Genomic DNA, 17,810 nt, shown 5'->3' with positions numbered 1-17,810 from the left:
GCCCCTGGTTCACCGTACCCGAGGGCGACACGATGATTGTGGGTTGTGCGTCCAGCACCTGGACGAATACCGTGCCGGGCAGTTTGTCGTTGTCCGGAACCATATCACCGATGAGCTCAGTGCTGCACTGCATCGCTACGTTCCCGCTCCCAGCCGCAGTCCAGTTCGGGAAAGTGATCGTCTGCTCCTCACCAGCTGGCACCTCATCCGCTGTCCTGGTTACATCATACCCGGTGCTGGGAATTCTGAACCGGCAGGGAATACTCTGCATTATGTTGCTATTGTTCCGAACCCGCACCTGCACCGGTACGGATTGCCCCTGGTTCACCGTGCCGGATGGCGACAAGATGCTTACCGGTTGGGCATCAAGGTAGCTCACAAACACCGATCGTATCAGGGTATCGTTCGCACGGTTGATGTCGCCTGCAACATATGCCGAGCACTTCGTCTGGAAAGTACCCGGGGTACTGGCGGTCCACCAGTCAAATGTCATCTGGTCTGTCGCTCCAGGCCCGAGGGTCATGGTCTTTGGTCCGCTGATCCAGGTTCCAATGCGAAAGCACACGTCGAAAGTCTGTTCCGTGGCGCTGTTGTTCTTGAACTTGGCTTTGGGCTGGTGCGAAGTATTCCACAGCACGGTGCCGGTGGGAGCATCTATGCTGACAGCTTGAATGTCAGGACTTGGTGACGGAGAAACGATACCGCGGCGGAAGTAGATGTCGTAGTTACCATTCCGTTCGTCACACCAGGCTACCCCCAGAGTGTTAGTACCATCAAGGCAGATGGTGGGACGTTGAGAGACATTCGCACCCTGGCTCAACCTTGTGGCCGTACTCCAGGTCGCGCCATTGTCAGTCGAGTACTTGTGCCAAATCTCGTAGTTCTCGACCCCATTATCTTCGTACACAACGTGAAGAACATTCGACGGACTGGCCACAATGCAGGGCGCTTCCTGGCTGCTGGTACCGCCGGCTATTGTCACTGGGCTCTGCCACGTGGCTCCACCATCAGTGGATCGGCGGCCCCGAACATCGTAGTTTCCGCTGCCGTTATCATACCACACCACGTTGCAGTTGCTGCCGCGTACTGACAACGAACTGATGTCGGCCAGGGTTCCGGCGTCCGTCACAAGAACTTCGGACAAGAAGCTGGCCCCGCCGTCAGTAGACCGCCTGAGATATATATCCCAGGCTGAACCAGAGCCCACCGAGTACGACACAAGCACTGTGTTACCATCTGCGGCCACCGAAGCGGTCGCTGCGTTCGACGCACGGAGCGTCTGCACCGAAAGCCAAGAACCTCCCGCATTTGTTGAACGTCTGTAGTACAGAGTCTGCGCACCATCGTCCCAGGCAACGTGCACGCTATTACCGGAAACAGCGATTGACGGCACCTCGTGATACGTACCAGCTCCGCTAATTGTCGTCGTTGCTCCCCAACTCACACCGGCATCCGTGGACCTCTTGTAGTTGATTACATAGGACGAACCACTGAATTCGAACCACACAACGTGGACAATATCACCATTCACCGCTATGGCCGGGAACGAACCGTAGATTGACGTTGACAGTTGGACCTCAGCCTGCCATGTAGCACCCCGGTCGGTGGAGCGTCTGTAGAAAGTACTGGCAAGAAGCGCACCGCGGTAGTAGACAACATGGACAACATCACCCACCATTGCAACCGCACGCGCATTACCAGCGGTCGTGAACTCATGGTCAGACCCGGTTGTCACCCTGCGTTCCGGGTCCCACTGACCTAGAGCACCGGCCGCGAGTAACAGCACTGCTATTGTGACCCGAATGACAAATGCTTTAATAGAAACCGGCTTGCGCAACTCATCCTCCTTTCGTCCTTCGACCGTGCCTAGCCTCCTCGTAAGCCAGCGTCGTTCCAGCTAAAGGCTGGAATCGCCTTGGCTCAAACGCATTCTCGGATGCAACCGTAACCGGCCGATTCAAGTATAAAACTCACGCCGGGTTGGTCAAGACCCTAGTTCCAGTGCCTCGTGTAAAATCCGCTAGACGACTTCGCATACTGCCCGGCCCAGCCTCACCCCTATACAGCAGAGTTGCCCTGTGCCTCGGCGTTAGGCTCCTTGACTTCACCCGGGGTCTGGCCTGCCAGCTTGCCGGTTGCGCTTCTTGCGGCCCGTGGTGTCGCCGTCCCAATACCGGCCCGCGTTGCTCTACCCACACCCGACTCTATCTGTTCCCACGCCGACCCGTATGTGCCTGTAACAGTGGCCGAAGAAGTTGACTCGGTGACAACCGTACCTTGACACCCAGAGGTGACTACTATTGTGCGCATACCCTTGGCTACACAGCTCGTGTGGCCTGTATCAGAACTCTTGACCCAAGCCATGATCAGTATGGCCGAATACAGGACCACACTCACTGTAACGGTACCGACGGTACGGGCAGCAGCCCCCTGTCCGTATTCGGAATATAGATAAATATTTGGTTATCAGTGTAATAGCCAATAGAGCCTAAAAACGACAGTATAATCCGGTTTATACTTGGCTTGGAGCCGCATGGCTTCTATCCGGGGACATTTGCTTGGCGTCGGCACAGAAAAGGCAGGTGCCACAAAGGTCTTGTCCGTCCCTTGTTCGGTGAGTACGGAACTGGCACGCTCCAGAACCCTGCGGCCGAACCTGGCTGAGACTGATATGGTTACTCAGCGCACAACCAGAACTTTCTCGCCTGAACCTCGGAAGTAGATGCCTGGTTTCAAAGGCCCGCGCGCGATGCGTGCGCCGGTCATGTCGAGTACTGGACCGGAAACAGCCGTCCCAGACCGAAGAACTGTAGCGGCACGCTCTCTGCAGGCCTTGAAGCCACGTTCTTCCACGTCAACAAGTGGCCAGATGTGAGTCACGACCACCGGCACCTCGACCGCAGTCATGGGAAGAGTGGTCACAGCCACGGTAGGCTTGCCCACGGTTAGAACCTGGGTTCCGGTCGGCAGGTTCGGCGAGCTCACGTTCAAGCTCACCTGATGCCAGTAGGGACACCCAGCCATGCCGCCTGCAGAGTCCACTGCAATCGCAAGTACATCAAAGTCACCTGCTCCCCATGAGTTCGTGTAGCCCGCCGTCACGCATCCGTTGTCTGAGGCAACGACCGCACAGCCGCTGTCAACCCGGTCTGAGCCGAATGTCCCGGCCCAGGCAATGTCGCCTGACTGACTAAGTCTTGCCACAAGGAAGTCAGTGCTGTCTGAGAAGGACTTGCTGTAACCCGCAACGTAGAAACCCCAGTCCGGGGCCGGCGCTATACCCCGACCCCAATCGTCGCCATCGCCGCCAAAGCTCTTCGCCCACTCAATGCCACCGCCAGATGAGAGCTTGACAACAAGGAAGTCATTGGTTCCGCCAAGTACGACCCGACGACCGACTACTGCACAACCACCGCCTCCAGTCGCACAGATGCCGAATAGTTCGTTGCCGCCAATGCCTGAAGGACCGATGTTGCGCTCCCATAACGTGTCACCGTTCGCATCAAGCTTGATGATCATGAAATCCAGACTCACCGCACCCGGAGACCAGGTCGAGCCGGCAACGAAGTAACCGCCGTCCGAAGCGGGCAGCACAGCACGGGCATAGTCCTCGTACCGGCCGCCAAGCGTCCGGGTCCAGACCGTGTCGCCCCTTGAATCGAGCTTGAGCACAAGTGCGTCGTAATCCTGTACCCCGAAGGACCGGGTCCGGCCAGCGACAACAAAACCAGAGTCGTTGGTTGGCTGAATGCTCATCGCTTCGTCCCAGCCGGTGCCTCCGTACGCCCGGGCCCAGATAAGCTCGCCTGCCGAGTCAAGTCGGACGACTGAGAATTCGTTCTGATTCCCGCCCATGACGTATGTTCGGCCCGCGACCGCGTAGCCGCCGTCCGTGGTCCGGCACACGGCCCGCGCACCGTCGTAGCCCTGGGTGCCCATACGTTTGGCCCAGACCGTGTCTCCATCGTCCCCGACTCTTATCACAAGATAGTCATAGTTACTCGAACCGAATGAGCGGGTCTCGCCTGCTGTCACGAATCCGGCGCCTGGGCAACCGCAAATTGCCTGCGCACCCTCGACCGCAAGCCCGCCGTACGCATTGGCCCAAGCCGAAGGCTGGGCCAGACACATGCCAGCCGCTACTAGGATGAGCATCAGTGTGCTCTTCACTGTTACCTCCTGCTTCTTGGTCTTAGAACATGAACTAGGATATGCAAACGTGCCATTCTGTCAACGAGCCTTAGTTGACTGGGCACGCTGGCCCGTGGCAGCGAAAGACATGGACACCAGGCCGGCTTGACTTTGCTACTGCCCACTCCTATTCTTCACACTGCATGGACTCCCTGATTCAGTCTTTCCGGCTTCACTTGGGCCGTAATGAGTATGACGAGCTGGACGACATTTGGCTGGAGCTAACCGAGTCAGAAGCAGACCCCCAGGAGCTGCTAGACCTTGCCGAATTAGCTGAGCGGTATGCGCCTCCGGGCAAGGCCGAAGATTTCCTTTGGATACTCGCCGACGCGCTGAAGGAACGCGGACAATGGGACAGCCAGTTTGATGCACTCAAGCGGCTTGTGCGCCTTAGCTCGAACGAAACGAGGCTGTCCGCCGAACTGGCCGCCAACCTCCGGCACCGCTATGCCGGCGTAGCTGAGCTTGAGCGACTCCTGCAGAAGTCCGGCCTTTCCTATGGTCGGCCCCTGAAGCAGGCACTGGATACAATGGAGCGCTACATCCACCTGCTCCCGGGCTCGTGGCTTTTCCACCCGGACTGGGGAGCATGCCAGGTGAAACAGCTCGACCTGCTCCTTGACCGAGTCACGGTTCGATGCGCCGGTCTGACTGAGTACACGCTCAACCTGGACTCAGCCCATCGCCGCCTGAGGCCGGCTGCATACAATGGCTATTTTCGACGTCTGGCCGAGGACCGACCCGGGCTCGCAAAGCTAGCTGCCGAGAACCCGACTGAGGTCGTGCTGTTGTACCTTCGTGATACTGGGCTTCCGGCTGGTGTGGCCGAGCTGAAAGCCGGGCTATCAGAGCTAGTCGCCGAACCGGCATGGGACAGCTTCTGGAACCGAGCCCGCAAAGGGCTAGACTCTCACCCGCACGTGCAGGTTCGCACCAGGCCGTCCCGGACATACCAGTGGTCCGAAGAACGTGTCCTGCGGACGGATGAAGTAAGCGTCCGGGACGCAAACCTCAGAACACAGTCAGAAGACATGAACGCCGCCCGGGTTGAGGGCATGTCGGAGGAAGAAGTGGTGAAGACGTACGAAGCACTGTCCACTTCTACCAAGCGCCGCCGGCTGCTTGAGACCGTGCGCAAGGCACGACCCGAACTTGTCCCGAAGCTCTTTGTTCTGGGCAAGGACAACAAGCTGCGCTCCTGGTTGGCCGAAGAACTCAGTACTCAGGAATCAGCCCTGAACAGCCTGCTAAACTCGGTTCTAAACGGATACCGGAACCATCCGGATGCCCTGATATGGCTGGCTGGTAACGCCTGGGGCCGGCGTCCTGAAACGGCACCGGCCGTACTGTCCAGACTGACTGACCTTTTAGAATCACGGGCGTATCGCAAGAACTGGCCCAGGCTGGCCGCGGCTCTTGCCGCAGACCGGTATGAGCTTCTGCGGCTCGGGCTCGGCTCGATGGATGATTCGACAGCGCGAAGCCTGTACACAAGACTCAGCCGGCTCATCAGCCTTGCGCCATTTCAGCAGGACGAGATTCGGACGCTTTTTGCCGAACGGTTTCCGGACCTTGCCCAGACTGAGGAGGCATTGCTTTCGACCGCAGCCGGAATCGAGCGGGCACGGGCCGAACTGGCACGCCTTACCAATGAGGAAATTCCCCGCTCGGCCGAAGAAATCGGCCGGGCCCGGGCCCATGGTGACCTGTCCGAGAACTACGAATACAAAGCGGCCAAGGAAAAACAGGCAAGACTCCTGCAGCAGGTTGCAAAGCTCCGACAGGACCTTGCCCGTGCTAGGCCGATTGTTCCGGCTGAGGTGGACTGCTCCACAGTATCGGTCGGCTGCCGGGTAAAGCTCGAGGACCAAACCGGTGCCACGCACGACTACGCCATCCTCGGACCTTGGGACTCAGACCCAGACCGCGGCGTCATCTCCTATCTCGCGCCCCTCGGACAGAAGCTCCTCAGTCGCAAGCCTGGTGAGACAATCGAACTAGACGGCCGATTCTTCACAATCAAGGAAGTCAACGTCGCATCCGCCTACTTGTGACCGTTTGACCGCCAGACCGTCCTTTCACTGTGACGCTGAATCTCGACCCTGCCAGACCTGACCCACGCCTGACTAGCCAGGCCGCAGCTATCGTTGCCCGTGGCGGCATTGTCATTTTCCCGACGGAAACGGTGTATGGAATTGGCGCTGATTTGCGTCGCCCTGATGCAATAGAGCGCGTATGTCAGCTCAAACAGCGGCCGGCCGGCCAGCCGTTCCTCATCCACTGCTCTACAGAAATCCAACTGGTTGAACTCGTGCAGGAGATTCCGGCCCCGGCGCGCCGGCTCATGGCCACGTTCTGGCCCGGCCCGCTCGCACTTGTTTTCAAGGCGAAGTCCGGTCTTCCGAACGCAGTCACGGGGCCGAACAACACGGTCGGAATCAGGATGGTTGCACATCCAGTTTTCTGTGCTCTCGCCACCAGACTTGGCTCACCATTAGCCGGCACCAGCGCGAATCTCCATGGCCGATCGGCCACCAGCGACTTCACGAAACTCAGCCCACAACTGGTGGAAGCTGTTGACGTCGCACTAAACGCTGGCGTCTGCGGCACAGACCTGGCCTCAACCGTGCTGGATATGACGCACGAACCGCCAGTCCTCCTGCGCAGAGGAGCTGTCCCGGTTCAGGCCATTGAGACGGCCCTGCGATACCCGGTTGGCAACACCGATACCCACTACTGACAACAACTGAACCCTGATGGCCATCGGAGCGAGTTTGCGGTAGCGAACTCTGCCGCCCAGGGTGACAGGCCCTGGGCCCTTCGTTACGCCAGGCTAGTACCGGTATTCGACCTTCAGCGCGAACTCAAGGCCGGTCTTGTCCACGCCGATAGCTCCTTGAAAGTTTCGGCTTGTCCAGAACGAGACCGAGCCTGACACGCGAAGGTCGCGGAAAGCATGAATCTGAAAACCCGGGCTCAGCCGGAATGTCCGGTCCACCTGCTCGATGACTGTATCCGGGTGCGCGGTCGTGTCCCAACCAAACGAAGGGAATTCAGTGTGCTGTCTGAGGTAAAGTGTGTCCTCAGGATTCCTGAAACTCTTGCGCAAATAGTCGCCCCGGTTGTGATAGCCCCGACGCGTGTAATCAGCCGCAAGACCGAGTTTGAGCCAGCCAGACACTGTGAAACCGACTAAGCCCAAGACCTGGTCCGCGTCCGGCCCAAGCGGGTGGCCCAGAGGTATGCCGTAGTTGTCGTAAAGAATCGAATGAACCCGGTGGTAGTAGGTGAATGGCATGATGCGAGTATACTCCCCCCGTGCCTCGACCGGCAAGCTTGGTGCCCAGTACACGCCCACCTGCGATGCCGTTGCGTCCGGCGCAGACTTGCGGGTGTTGAACTCGTAGTTGTCAAGGAACAACTGGCCATAGAGCTTTGTTCTTGGCAGGTACAGCACCCCGTCCCATCCAACCAGAAAGTTGCCTCCGTGGCCGGTGTTAGCCTCGGTAAAGTAGACGGGTATCAAAGGATTGAGAAGCCCGCCTAGTTGGCTAGGCTGGAACTCGTCCCACGAGGTAACATCCAACAGTGCGCCTCCCAGTGTTAGCCGGTTCCACAACGATAGCTCGACCCGCTGCGCACAGAGCAGGCGTTGCTTCAGACCCCAGCGGGAAAGCAGCGAAACGATGGAAAAAAACTTGAAGTTACGAAAGGAAGCGGCAAGTTGAACATGGTCCAGCGACGGCGCATTATCCGACAGCATCACCGACCCAGTGTAGCCCGATCCCCAAACAAATTCATCCCGACCAAGCTCAAGACGCAGCCACGGTATCCTGAAAGCAAGATAAGCCAACTCGGTCTCAAGCGTCACCAGATTGCGCCAGGGCAGAACCCGCATACCGGGTATGTGCTTACCAGCCGAGTCACGTGGCAAGGACTCCTCGATGATTCTGGGATGCCATGCTGTGAACTCGAAGTGCTCGTAGAATGCAAAATCATCACCAGGCCGGTTGCTGATAACCCCACCGGCCGCGAATGCCTGGGTATCTTCATCTGCCCGGCCCCGCGCGAACGCATCAGCTCTGACCTCAGCGCCGGTACCTGCTTCCGGCACTCGAATTCGCATGAGCGGAGTTCTCAGTCGCAGCCCATGGGTATTGATGCCGAATTCAGCGCGCAGCCTTGCCAGCGCCGCACTCTGAACCCGGCCAAGGCTTTGCCCTGCCGAAAGCGAATCTGCTTCGCGCACCAACACCTCAGCTTCAGCACGGGTCCAGGGCCGGCTTGTTGCCGGCATCGAGCGGATAAGCCCTGATGTTTTCAGAACATCAAGGTCGCTGTAGATCCAGGAATCGGTCGGGATGTTCTCAAGGCTCGCGGCCAGCGCCGTAGCGGCGAGCAGCAGGAGCAGCAGAGTCCTCACAGGGCCAACTGGACCTGTTACCGAATCACGCCAAGCCAGTCGCGCAAAAGGAACTGCATCCGGCCGATAAGAAGCGACATGCGAGCCATCACCGTGTAACCGAACGATGCGCCGAACCCGACCATCAGGAATATGATGCCAGTCTCAGACGCCAGTTTGAGTGCGCCCTTGTGCTCACGGGAGAAAAAGAAGTAGAAAACCGAACAGATCACTCCGATAAAGGAAATCAGTGCCCAGAGGAAAACATCCCAGCGCGAGAATATTCCGGGCGTAAGCAGCGTGCCCTGAATCTGCTTGATAATATTTGTCTGGAAGAACGCCGGAATCGCCACACCCGATGCCCAGCCCAACACAAACGCCATCGGAAATCGCACAAGCCACGACACCTTGGGAATAAACCGGCAAAAGTAGCACAGCCCGAGAACAAAGGGAATAGCGTACAGCAACTGCCCCTGTCGGAAAAGTGGAGTAACCAGGTCCGGATAGACCGAGTTATACCACGTAAGCGAAATGGTATAGCCCACCGAGACGCCAACAAACAAGTGCTCACAAAACTTGTAGAACGGGTTGTCCTTCCATAGAAACGAGAATATGCCCAAGGTCAGGGCCGCTGCAACCCACGTCAGAACACTATGCGAGACGTGCATCGTCAACTCCCTTCCTGATTTTGTTCCGTTCGTACCTCATGCTTCCCTCCTCTTCCTTGTTGCGAAGAACGCAACGTTGCCGATAACAACAAGCACCATGATGACGACGTGGGCAAGCGACTGCGAATCCATCGCGGCAACAGCCGGCATGTATGCCTTTGAGTACCCGGCCTTCTGCACCATGACTTCATACTCAGCGCCGCCCTTCATCCCAGCAAGAAGACCGGTCAATTGTCCTGACTGCAAGTAGGGATAGACGTCCGCGGCCGAGACCGCCGTCACCCCGGCGCCCACCCGCATTCCGTAGCGCGACTGGGCATATAGCAGCCAATCCCGGTACCCGGGGTCTCCGGCTGAAATCGCTACGACCAATGGAATGTCTCGCAGCTTCTGAACCTCAGCCATCATCGGCAGCGAGTCAAGACTGTGACCGTAGTAGTCCGTCGGGAAAACATTCCTGATGCTTTCGCCCATACCGAGGATGACCGCATCCACCCCAGCCTTCCAGCCGAGGTAAACAACGTCCTCGCCGTACTTCTTGCCGAACTCAGGCGGGACCGTGGTCACCGCCTCATCGGCAAGCCCGGCTCCGGTAACCCACAACCCACACAGCAGCACCTTGACGTTCTTGGCAAAAGCATGGCGCATCAGAGCAACAAGCATCGGATACAGCTCAGGCATTGAACTCGGGTCGAAGTCAACCGATATAAGCAGGGTCTTGCCCGCCGGGATGGCGTCCACTGCTTCGAAAAGCGCCCGTGCCCTTGGCCCGGACGAGACACCCAAACCAAGGGGCCGGAGCAATGGAAACATCACCAGCACCGCCATCGCAACGAATATTATCTTGCGGTCAATGCGAAGAAGGTATTGGAAGAGCTTCACGACTTGCCTCCTCCCAGCCACCCACGCTCAATTCCGAGTATCACCTTGAGCGAAGTGGCAATTGCACCGAGCGCAACTCCGAACAGAATCCCGCGCTTTGCCGCCATATTTGGCACGGACAGCACCCACTCAGCGATTTCAGGCAGCTTGCCCCACAGTGCCCGGCCGACCGGTACCATGCCGAGCATCACCACAAATGCGGCAACTAGAAGCAGGGCAGCTTCCTTGGTCCGTGCCCTGAAAGCGCGGTATGCGGCCGAGGCCATGTAGAACGCAAGGATGGCAAACATCGAAGCGTTCAAAGGCACCAGGAAGTTCTGGAAGAGAACATTCTGCAAAGGCGAACCTGGCCGCACACCCCAGCCCAGACCGATGACCGTGGTTACGGCGACTGCTACGAGCGTTACAATCGAATAGGGCCACCCGGTTCGACGCCGACGCAGGCGGTCAGTGTGATACATGATAAGACTGCCGACGCCAAGCACCAGTGCGAATGCAGCGACAATGCGAATCCACTTGGTTGAGAGCTCGTACACTGCGACTGAAACTGGATGGGGAACGAAGAACTGCACCATCATCATTACACCCATCACAAGGCAGATTATTAGCGGTATGTTGCGTTTCACCACTGCCCTCCTCTGCTACCGATACTGCTCTCGACTCTGCGGTCTGCCGACAGTAGCCTCATATCTGCAATTCTCACCCTCATCGCCCGCCTCCTAACTCGTCTCGAAGAAGCCGGTAATCCGACCGAAGAAACTCAGCACCGGAATCTTCGACAGCAGCATCAGCACCGAGCCGAGCACGATGACGGCAAGGATGACCATTTTGCCAATGTCCTGGCCCTTGAGTGAACCGACAAGGAGTGGCTCACGCGACAGGTAGGCCGAGGCCGCGTAAAGCTCCTCGCCGATGAGCGTGTAGTCGCAGGCGGTGATGAAGAACGGTAACTGGAACACCGAGTCGGTTCCGGCAATCTGGATTGCCCCGGTTGTCGCGCCGGTTTCGGCAAGAATCAGCGACTCGGCCCAGAATGTGCCGAGAAAGAAGTTCGTCGCCGGCTTCTCACGCACCATCAGTCCGTCTACTGCGGCAGCGTACGCAAACTGTTCCGAGGTAACAAAGAAGACGCTGTCCGGTTTGAAGGCATCTGGCCGGCCAGCCTTTGTGTAGGCTTCCTTCACCACCTCGCGCGCCACCGTGTAAACAATCGGGTCGCGGTTCGGCACAAGCAGAGTGGAGTCATACTGGGCAATCTTCTTCGCTACCTCACCCAGGATGTTGATCGAAGCAATAGTCGCAATCTGGGAAACATCGGCCAGCCCGGGCACATACACAATCGGCTTGCCCATTTCGGTCGCACGGCCGACCGCCTCCTCGACCGCATCCAGCCCCGCGATGCGGCGGATGAACAGTGTCCTACCACGCTTCGCATGCTCGATGAAATAGACAACAAGCACGAAGAAGAGAATCATGCCGATAAGGATGTTCACCCGACTGGTATTGAAGAACTGGGGCGACGCCTTCACTGCGACGGACGGTTCTGACCATACCGTGTCGCACCCCGCCACGGCGGCGACGCGATACGTGTACGGAACATAGTTCCTGGCTGTCTCGTCCTGATACCCAGTCTCCTCACACGGGACTGAACCCAACAGTTCTGTCTCACCGGTACTCGCTGTCCGCTCGATCAGCCACACCTCAGGCCTGGGCCCTTCCCCCGGCTGCCATTGAAGAGTGATACTACCCCCGCGGTCATTCGGCGTATCCTGAACCCGAACAATGCGTGCCGCGGTCGGCAGCACTACCGGTGCCGGCATTGTGTCCGCCACACCAACCTGTCCTACTGTCAGCAATCCGGTCAGCAATAGTTCCATTTCCTTCCTGCCTCCTTACTCAACGCTACGTCGGCCGATTGATGCCGAACGCTCCTCGCACGCGCACGGCGTACTCCGGCACTTCGGACAACCGTAGGCGTACTTGGCACACGCCTCTTCGATGTCAACGCCCTCGATCGAAGCAAGGCTAACAAGCCAGGCAAATACGTCCGCGAACTCTTCTTTCTTTCCGTCCGAGTCCTGCTTGCGGAGCGCGCGCGCCAGTTCGCCGACTTCCTCCACAAGCCAGCGGAATGTGCTCTCGCTTCCGCGTCGGCTATCTTTCTCAAAGTAGATGTTTCTGATCAACTGCTGAAACTCGGATACTGTCACCGTGCCAGTATCGCCGAAAACTCCACACTGTCAAGCACACCTTTGCCTGCATTTGGTGACTGTCCCATTCCGGATAGGCTTCCGCAAGACATCCGGTGTCATGGCCAACTTCAAACGCATCATGCCCGACAATTGCCCTGCGCCCGCAAGTGCCCGCCAAACACCGACAGTGGCCGGAAATATAGTTGACGCAAACAGGGGCGACTCACCAACACCTGGGCCCGCTTGTTATGAACAACAACTGATTAGGCGCCTGTTTTCTCGACGGCGACTGCCGCAATCTGCGGCAATAGACAAAAGCCACAACATCCGCAGACTGCGCTCCAGTATCTAACATCCACGCTGATAGTCGGTTAGCAGGCGTGTGCTACTGCCAGCCCATGGCACACATGTTGCATCAGTGGTAGCTGTCGAGGACTCGGGTCTGCTTGGGGGCACTAAGTCGCGGGGTTGCGGTTGTGGGATACCGCAGCCCCGCTGTTTCACAACGGCGTGTTTGCCCCAGATGTCATGAATGCCGAAACCAGTTGCAAGGCGGCTGACTTCTGTGTAACATCGGCCATGCGTCCGCCAGTTTCCAGCGAGAGTAGACTCATCCGTATGATTCAACGTACAGTGCAAGCCCGCGCCAAGGTCCGGGTAGGTATCGGTGACGATGCTTGCGTGCTTACGGACGGTACCGTGCTCACGACCGACGCATACGCCGAAGGTGTGCACTTCGAGCTGTCTCTCCTGTCATGGTACGAAGTCGGATTCCGCTGCGCCTGCGCCGCGCTTTCCGATATCGTGGCGATGGGGGCTGAGCCTGACGTTCTCATCGTCGCCCTGACACTGCCAAAGAACACCGCCCTGAGTGATGTTAGGAGACTGTACCAAGGTATTGACACAGTATGCGCACGGCTAGGATGCGAAGTCGCCGGCGGCGATACGATTGCCGGCGACCGGCTACTCCTAGCATTGACAGCCCTCGGAAAAACAGACAGACCGCGTCTCCGCTCGGACGCACAGACTGGTGAAGCATTGTACGTCACTGGATTCCTAGGTTCGGCTGAGACTGGCCGTCTTGCCCTTAAGTATCGTCTGAACAGCAGCACGTACGCCCAAAGCATCGAACGCCACAAGAGGCCATTCCCAAGATTCCATGTCATGCGCGCACTAAGCCGACGCATCCGAGCGCTAATTGATACCTCGGACGGCATCGCGACCGATGCCCGACACCTGGCCGAGTCCAGTGGGAGAAGAATCGTCCTCGAACCAAGGCTTTTCCCCATACTGCCGGAAACAATAAAGTTATGCAAGAAGCTCAGATTAGACCCCACGCGATTCGCGCTCTGCTCTGGTGAAGACTACGAACTTCTGTTCACTGCCCGCGGTCGGATTCCAACAGCCGCCGCCGATGTGCACGTGACACGAATCGGCAGGGTCGAGTCAGGTCGCGGCCTTTACTTGGAGCAAGACGGGAAACTAGCTCCGGTCAGATTCCACGGGTACGACCACTTGACGGTACAGAAGTAAAGTGTTCGCAACATGTGGATAACACTGTGGACAACTGACCATAGCAACGCCTCACAGTACTAATCTGATCTGAAACAACCTCCCTTTTCATTGTGATTTCGAAGTAACGGGTGTGTATAGGTAACACAATTTTTGTCAGTGTGTTAGCGAATTATGGGGACATGGCAGCCTTTTCTTGACATTGGGATTTGTCGTGCTATAACTCACCATCGAAGGACATGAGGCGTTCAATTGACGAACAGGACTACAAGCTAGTGCTGGAACACGGTCGGTGCGTCAACCGGCGCTCCACCGCCGACGTCGGCGTGGTGGTTACCACCCCTGTCCTGCTGTCGCGGGAGTATGCGGCAGGCAGGACCATCGGCCGCAACGGCCGCTTCAAGCCCGTCCCAGTGCCCGCCCCAAAACTGCAGTTACCGCGCGGCCGTTGCTACCGACTTTTCGACAAGACCGAGAACCCGCAGCCGTTCAGCGCCGCGCTCGAAAGCATCACAAAAGGAGGCAACCGTGCCAACTCCGTCTGAACATCCGCGTGAAACTGAAACCGAACCCATTGACCCTCCCGCAGCCAAAGGTGCCGGCCAAACGGTTCCGGAGTTTAGGCAGGTCAGAAAGCGGGACGGAGAACTTGTCGCATTTGACCGAGGAAAGATCGTTTCGGCGATCTTCCGTGCTGCTCGCTCGATCGGTGGCGAGGATCAAAACCTAGCCGCCGCCCTTGCTGACGACGTGTGCCGTGAGCTTTACGAACAGAAGGGCATCCACATCCCGACGGTCGAGGAAATCCAGGACGCCGTCGAGAGAGTCCTGATGACCCGGGGGCACACGCGAACTGCGAAAGCTTTTATCCTTTACCGCGAAAAGCGCAACCAGGCACGAATCAAGCGCATGCTCTCGGCCAAGGCCGAGGCCACCGACTTCGCACTCTTCGTGCGCTCTTCGGGCGACGAGATTCATCACTGGGATCGATCCCGCATCAGCCGGGCTCTGGTCCGGGAGACCAACATCGTACCCGAGAAGGCCAACCAGATTGCAGCCGAGGTCGAAGACATCATCCTCCATTCCGGTGTGAAGCACATCACCGCCAACCTCGTCCGCGAAGTAGTGAATACAAAGCTCATCGAACACGGCTACGCCGAGCAGCGCAAGCGCCACATCCGGCTCGGCGTACCGCTCTATGACGTTGAGCGGATTCTTCTGTTCAAGAACAAGGAGAATGCCAACATTCCGCACAATCCTGAAGCCACGAACATGACGATGGCCGAATGGATCAACAAGCAGTTTGCGCTGTCAGCCGTGTTCGACCCCGAGGTAGCTGACGCCCACACCCGCGGGGACATTCACCTTCACGACCTAGGTTTCATCAACCGGCCCTACTGCTCGGGCCAGTCACTCGAATACGTCAAGAAGTTCGGGCTTTCGCTGCCCAATGCTCTCTCGATGGCCCGCCCTGCGCGCCATGCCGACACTCTGCTCGCCCACATGGTCAAGTTCTCGGCCGCGCTTCAAGGACATTTCGCTGGCGCAATCGGCTGGGATGCGGTCAACCTGTTTCTGGCACCCTATATCGTCGGGATGAGCGACCGGGAGGTTCATCAGCTCGCTCAAATGCTTGTCTTCGAGTACTCTCAACAGAACGTGGCCCGCGGCGGCCAGGCAATCTTTTCCGACATCAACCTGTACTGGGAAGTCCCTGAACATTTCGAGGAAGTTGACGCCATCGGTCCGGGTGGCGAGTACACCGGCAAGAAGTACCGCGACTATCTGACCGAAGCCCAGCGCCTCGCCTGGGCCATTTTTGACATCTACCGGGACGGTGACGCTTCAGGTCGGCCGTTCTTCTTCCCCAAACCGCTGGTGCACCTGACCAGCAAGTTCTTCCGGACTCCGCGCTGGCAGGACTTCCTCCACCACATCTGCGACGTTGCAGCAGAAAGAGGCAATACCTATTTTGTCTTCGACCGGGGCGAGACCGCCAAGGTCAGCGAGTGCTGCCGGCTTGCCTTCCGGCTCGACAAGTCGGATTTGTGCGATGCCCGGACACCTTGGAAAATGCGCTATTCGGCGCTCCAGAATGTCACCGTGAATCTGCCCCGCCTGGCTTACCGGGCCAACCACGACGATGCCACGCTCATCGAGTTACTCAAGGCCCAGCTCGAGGTTGTAGCCCAGGCCCATGCACAGAAGAAATCGTTCCTCGAAAAACTACTCGCGCTCAAGGCCGACGGCCCCTTGGCACTCCTAACCATGGAACGTGATGGCGAACCGTATCTGCGCATGCATCGCGCCACGTTCCTGGTCGGCATACTCGGCCTGAACGAGATGGTTCAGTACCACCTGGGCCGCCAGCTCCACGACAGCGACACCGCGTTTCGGTTCGGACTCAGGGTGGTTGCCGAGCTGCTCTCGGAGTGTCGACGACTGTCGCAGAAGTACGGTCTGCGCTTCGTCCTGGAGCAGACTCCGGCCGAGTCAACCGCTTATCGGCTGGCCAAGCTTGACCTAGAATACTTCCGCGATCAGACTCTGCAGGTGGTCAAAGGCAGCATCGAGGACGGCTCGACTTACTACACGAACTCAACCTATCTCAACGTCGGCGAACCGATTGACCCTATCGAACGGGTATATCGTGAAGGCAAGTTCCACGACATGATCGAGGCCGGGGCTCTAACCCATGTGTGGCTTGCAGACTCGAGACCACCCAAAGAGTCAGTTGCCAATTTCGTAATCAAAACCTACGAGAAGACCCGCAACGCTCAGATTGCGTTCTCGCCTGAGTTTACGACCTGCTCCCGTTGCATGAAGACTTCGCGCGGACTGGCCGAAGTGTGCCCATACTGCGGCTCGGCCGACGTGGACTTCATCACCCGGGTGACCGGTTACTTTTCAAGAGTGTCAGGCTGGAACGCTGGCAAACGGGCAGAACTCCTCGATCGGCACAAAGTCGGGCTTGGTAGCATGGCCTGACGGTCTTGGGCAACAGGTTGCGGGTCCGGGTTTCAGTCAAACCGCACAGCCGAGAACAGTCAGTGAGCCAACTTACGGATGGCTCGCTGATTGTTCGGGTACGTGAACCAGCGCAGGAGAATCGCGCCAACCGGACGGTCCTTGCTGCGGTCGCTGATTTCTACGGTGTGCCGAAGACATCAGTCCGACTCGTCGCCGGTGCTCACAGTCGGCGCAAGGTCCTGGAGGTCTTCTTTTCCTAGCCCTTGCTCGCTGACCTCTAGCTGTACTCCGTCAACAGCTTGAAGTCCGTCGGCTGAAGCTGGTGATCGGTTTTGACATCAATCGCCAGCTCATATCTGCGGGCAAACTCACTCAGTCGCTCGTACCATTCGGTTGTAAGAAAATCCGTCATCCAAGGCGAGCAGAGAATACGGAGTCGTCGGCCGCGGATTTTCGCAAGCCGAGCAATGATCGCCCGCTCTACTTTCATCGCAATCTCGGACCGCGAGCGTACACGACCTGAACCCTTGCAGGTCGGACAGGTTTCCTGCATCGAATACATCATACCTGGCCGGGTGCGCTCCCGCGTCATCTCCAGCAAACCAAACCGGCTCATCTTTGAGAAATCTGCCTTGGCCCGGTCGTTAGCGAGCTGGCTCTTGAGCTCAGCAATCACCCGCTCTGTGTTCTTCGGGTCCTCCATGTCGATGAAATCAATGATTATGAGTCCAGCCAAGTCCCGTAGTCGTATCTGACGGGCGATTTCTGCCGCCGCCTCAAGGTTAGTCGAAAGAATTAGCTTCTCCGGGTCCTCTTCCTTCGATGAGCGGCCGGTGTTCACATCAATTGCCACCATCGCCTCGGTCTGATCAATGGTAATGAACCCGCCCGACTTAAGCCAGAGGCGTTTCTGAAATACCCGTTCCAGTTCCGCCTCAACACCGGTCTGCTCCAGAATTGGCACCTCGCCTTTGTACAGCTCAACCCGACGAC

16 protein-coding genes are annotated in these 17,810 nt (G+C 57.9%); 6 read left to right on the top strand and 10 right to left on the bottom strand.

All coding sequences use genetic code 11. The features are described from left to right. From ABIL25_07340 to ABIL25_07330, 3 genes are all read right to left on the bottom strand, one after another. On the bottom strand, nt 1-1,837 hold a 1,837-nt coding region (locus tag ABIL25_07340; GenBank protein MEO0082088.1), incomplete at its 3' end, for a sialidase family protein. 221 nt (nt 1,838-2,058) lie between these two features. Continuing rightward, nucleotides 2,059-2,196: a hypothetical protein gene (locus tag ABIL25_07335; GenBank protein MEO0082087.1), complete on the bottom strand. Its 138-nt coding sequence runs from the start codon at nt 2,194-2,196 to the stop codon at nt 2,059-2,061. A gap of 483 nt (nt 2,197-2,679) precedes the next feature. Further along, nucleotides 2,680-4,170 (bottom strand): hypothetical protein, encoded by a 1,491-nt coding sequence (locus tag ABIL25_07330; GenBank protein ID MEO0082086.1) that lies wholly within the window; start codon nt 4,168-4,170, stop codon nt 2,680-2,682. Nucleotides 4,171-4,334: 164 nt separating this feature from the next. On the opposite strand from ABIL25_07330, the gene ABIL25_07325 reads away from it, so the two are divergent. After that, complete coding sequence (locus ABIL25_07325) at nt 4,335-6,245, top strand: GreA/GreB family elongation factor (protein ID MEO0082085.1); 1,911 nt, start codon at nt 4,335-4,337, stop codon at nt 6,243-6,245. Between the two features lie 29 nt (nt 6,246-6,274). Further along, nucleotides 6,275-6,931, top strand: a complete 657-nt coding sequence (locus tag ABIL25_07320; protein MEO0082084.1) for an L-threonylcarbamoyladenylate synthase — start codon at nt 6,275-6,277, stop codon at nt 6,929-6,931. A 93-nt stretch (nt 6,932-7,024) separates the two neighbouring features. Here ABIL25_07320 and ABIL25_07315 read toward each other — a convergent pair whose 3' ends face one another. The 6 genes from ABIL25_07315 to ABIL25_07290 all read right to left on the bottom strand — a co-directional run bounded on the left by ABIL25_07315 (nt 7,025) and on the right by ABIL25_07290 (nt 12,353). Further along, nucleotides 7,025-8,614 carry a capsule assembly Wzi family protein gene (locus tag ABIL25_07315; protein ID MEO0082083.1) on the bottom strand — a complete coding sequence of 530 codons (1,590 nt, stop codon included), beginning with the start codon at nt 8,612-8,614 and terminating at the stop codon, nt 7,025-7,027. 17 nt (nt 8,615-8,631) lie between these two features. Beyond that, nucleotides 8,632-9,261 carry a hypothetical protein gene (locus ABIL25_07310; GenBank protein ID MEO0082082.1) on the bottom strand — a complete coding sequence of 210 codons (630 nt, stop codon included), beginning with the start codon at nt 9,259-9,261 and terminating at the stop codon, nt 8,632-8,634. Nucleotides 9,262-9,297: 36 nt separating this feature from the next. Next, a complete protein-coding gene (locus ABIL25_07305; GenBank protein ID MEO0082081.1) occupies nt 9,298-10,143 on the bottom strand; it encodes a hypothetical protein in 846 nt (281 codons plus the stop codon). After that, nucleotides 10,140-10,769, bottom strand: coding sequence for a hypothetical protein (locus ABIL25_07300; GenBank protein ID MEO0082080.1), 630 nt, complete (start codon nt 10,767-10,769; stop codon nt 10,140-10,142). Before ABIL25_07300 ends, ABIL25_07305 begins: the two co-directional genes overlap by 4 nt. 93 nt (nt 10,770-10,862) lie before the next feature. After that, nucleotides 10,863-12,020: a fibronectin type III domain-containing protein gene (locus tag ABIL25_07295; GenBank protein ID MEO0082079.1), complete on the bottom strand. Its 1,158-nt coding sequence runs from the start codon at nt 12,018-12,020 to the stop codon at nt 10,863-10,865. 15 nt (nt 12,021-12,035) lie between these two features. Beyond that, nucleotides 12,036-12,353 (bottom strand): MazG nucleotide pyrophosphohydrolase domain-containing protein, encoded by a 318-nt coding sequence (locus ABIL25_07290; protein MEO0082078.1) that lies wholly within the window; start codon nt 12,351-12,353, stop codon nt 12,036-12,038. Between the two features lie 510 nt (nt 12,354-12,863). Here ABIL25_07290 and thiL point away from each other — a divergent pair. The 4 genes from thiL to ABIL25_07270 all read left to right on the top strand — a co-directional run bounded on the left by thiL (nt 12,864) and on the right by ABIL25_07270 (nt 17,077). Beyond that, nucleotides 12,864-13,868 (top strand): thiamine-phosphate kinase, encoded by a 1,005-nt coding sequence (gene thiL, locus ABIL25_07285; GenBank protein ID MEO0082077.1) that lies wholly within the window; start codon nt 12,864-12,866, stop codon nt 13,866-13,868. A 218-nt stretch (nt 13,869-14,086) separates the two neighbouring features. Next, nucleotides 14,087-14,392: a hypothetical protein gene (locus tag ABIL25_07280; protein MEO0082076.1), complete on the top strand. Its 306-nt coding sequence runs from the start codon at nt 14,087-14,089 to the stop codon at nt 14,390-14,392. Next, nucleotides 14,376-16,835, top strand: a complete 2,460-nt coding sequence (nrdD, locus tag ABIL25_07275) for an anaerobic ribonucleoside-triphosphate reductase (GenBank protein MEO0082075.1) — start codon at nt 14,376-14,378, stop codon at nt 16,833-16,835. Before ABIL25_07280 ends, nrdD begins: the two co-directional genes overlap by 17 nt. Before the next feature lie 5 nt (nt 16,836-16,840). Continuing rightward, on the top strand, nt 16,841-17,077 hold the full coding sequence (locus ABIL25_07270; protein MEO0082074.1) for a DUF167 domain-containing protein: 237 nt from the start codon (nt 16,841-16,843) through the stop codon (nt 17,075-17,077). 17 nt (nt 17,078-17,094) lie between these two features. On the opposite strand, the gene ABIL25_07265 is transcribed toward ABIL25_07270, so the two are convergent. Then, nucleotides 17,095-17,810 (bottom strand): ribonuclease E/G (locus ABIL25_07265; GenBank protein MEO0082073.1); only part of this gene is annotated, 716 nt, incomplete at its 5' end.

The sequence above is a fragment of the candidate division WOR-3 bacterium genome, assembly GCA_039801365.1.
Lineage (GTDB): Bacteria > Hydrothermota > Tepidihabitantia > Tepidihabitantales > Tepidihabitantaceae > JBDRUN01.
This window is presented reverse-complemented; position numbering and strand designations above follow the sequence as displayed.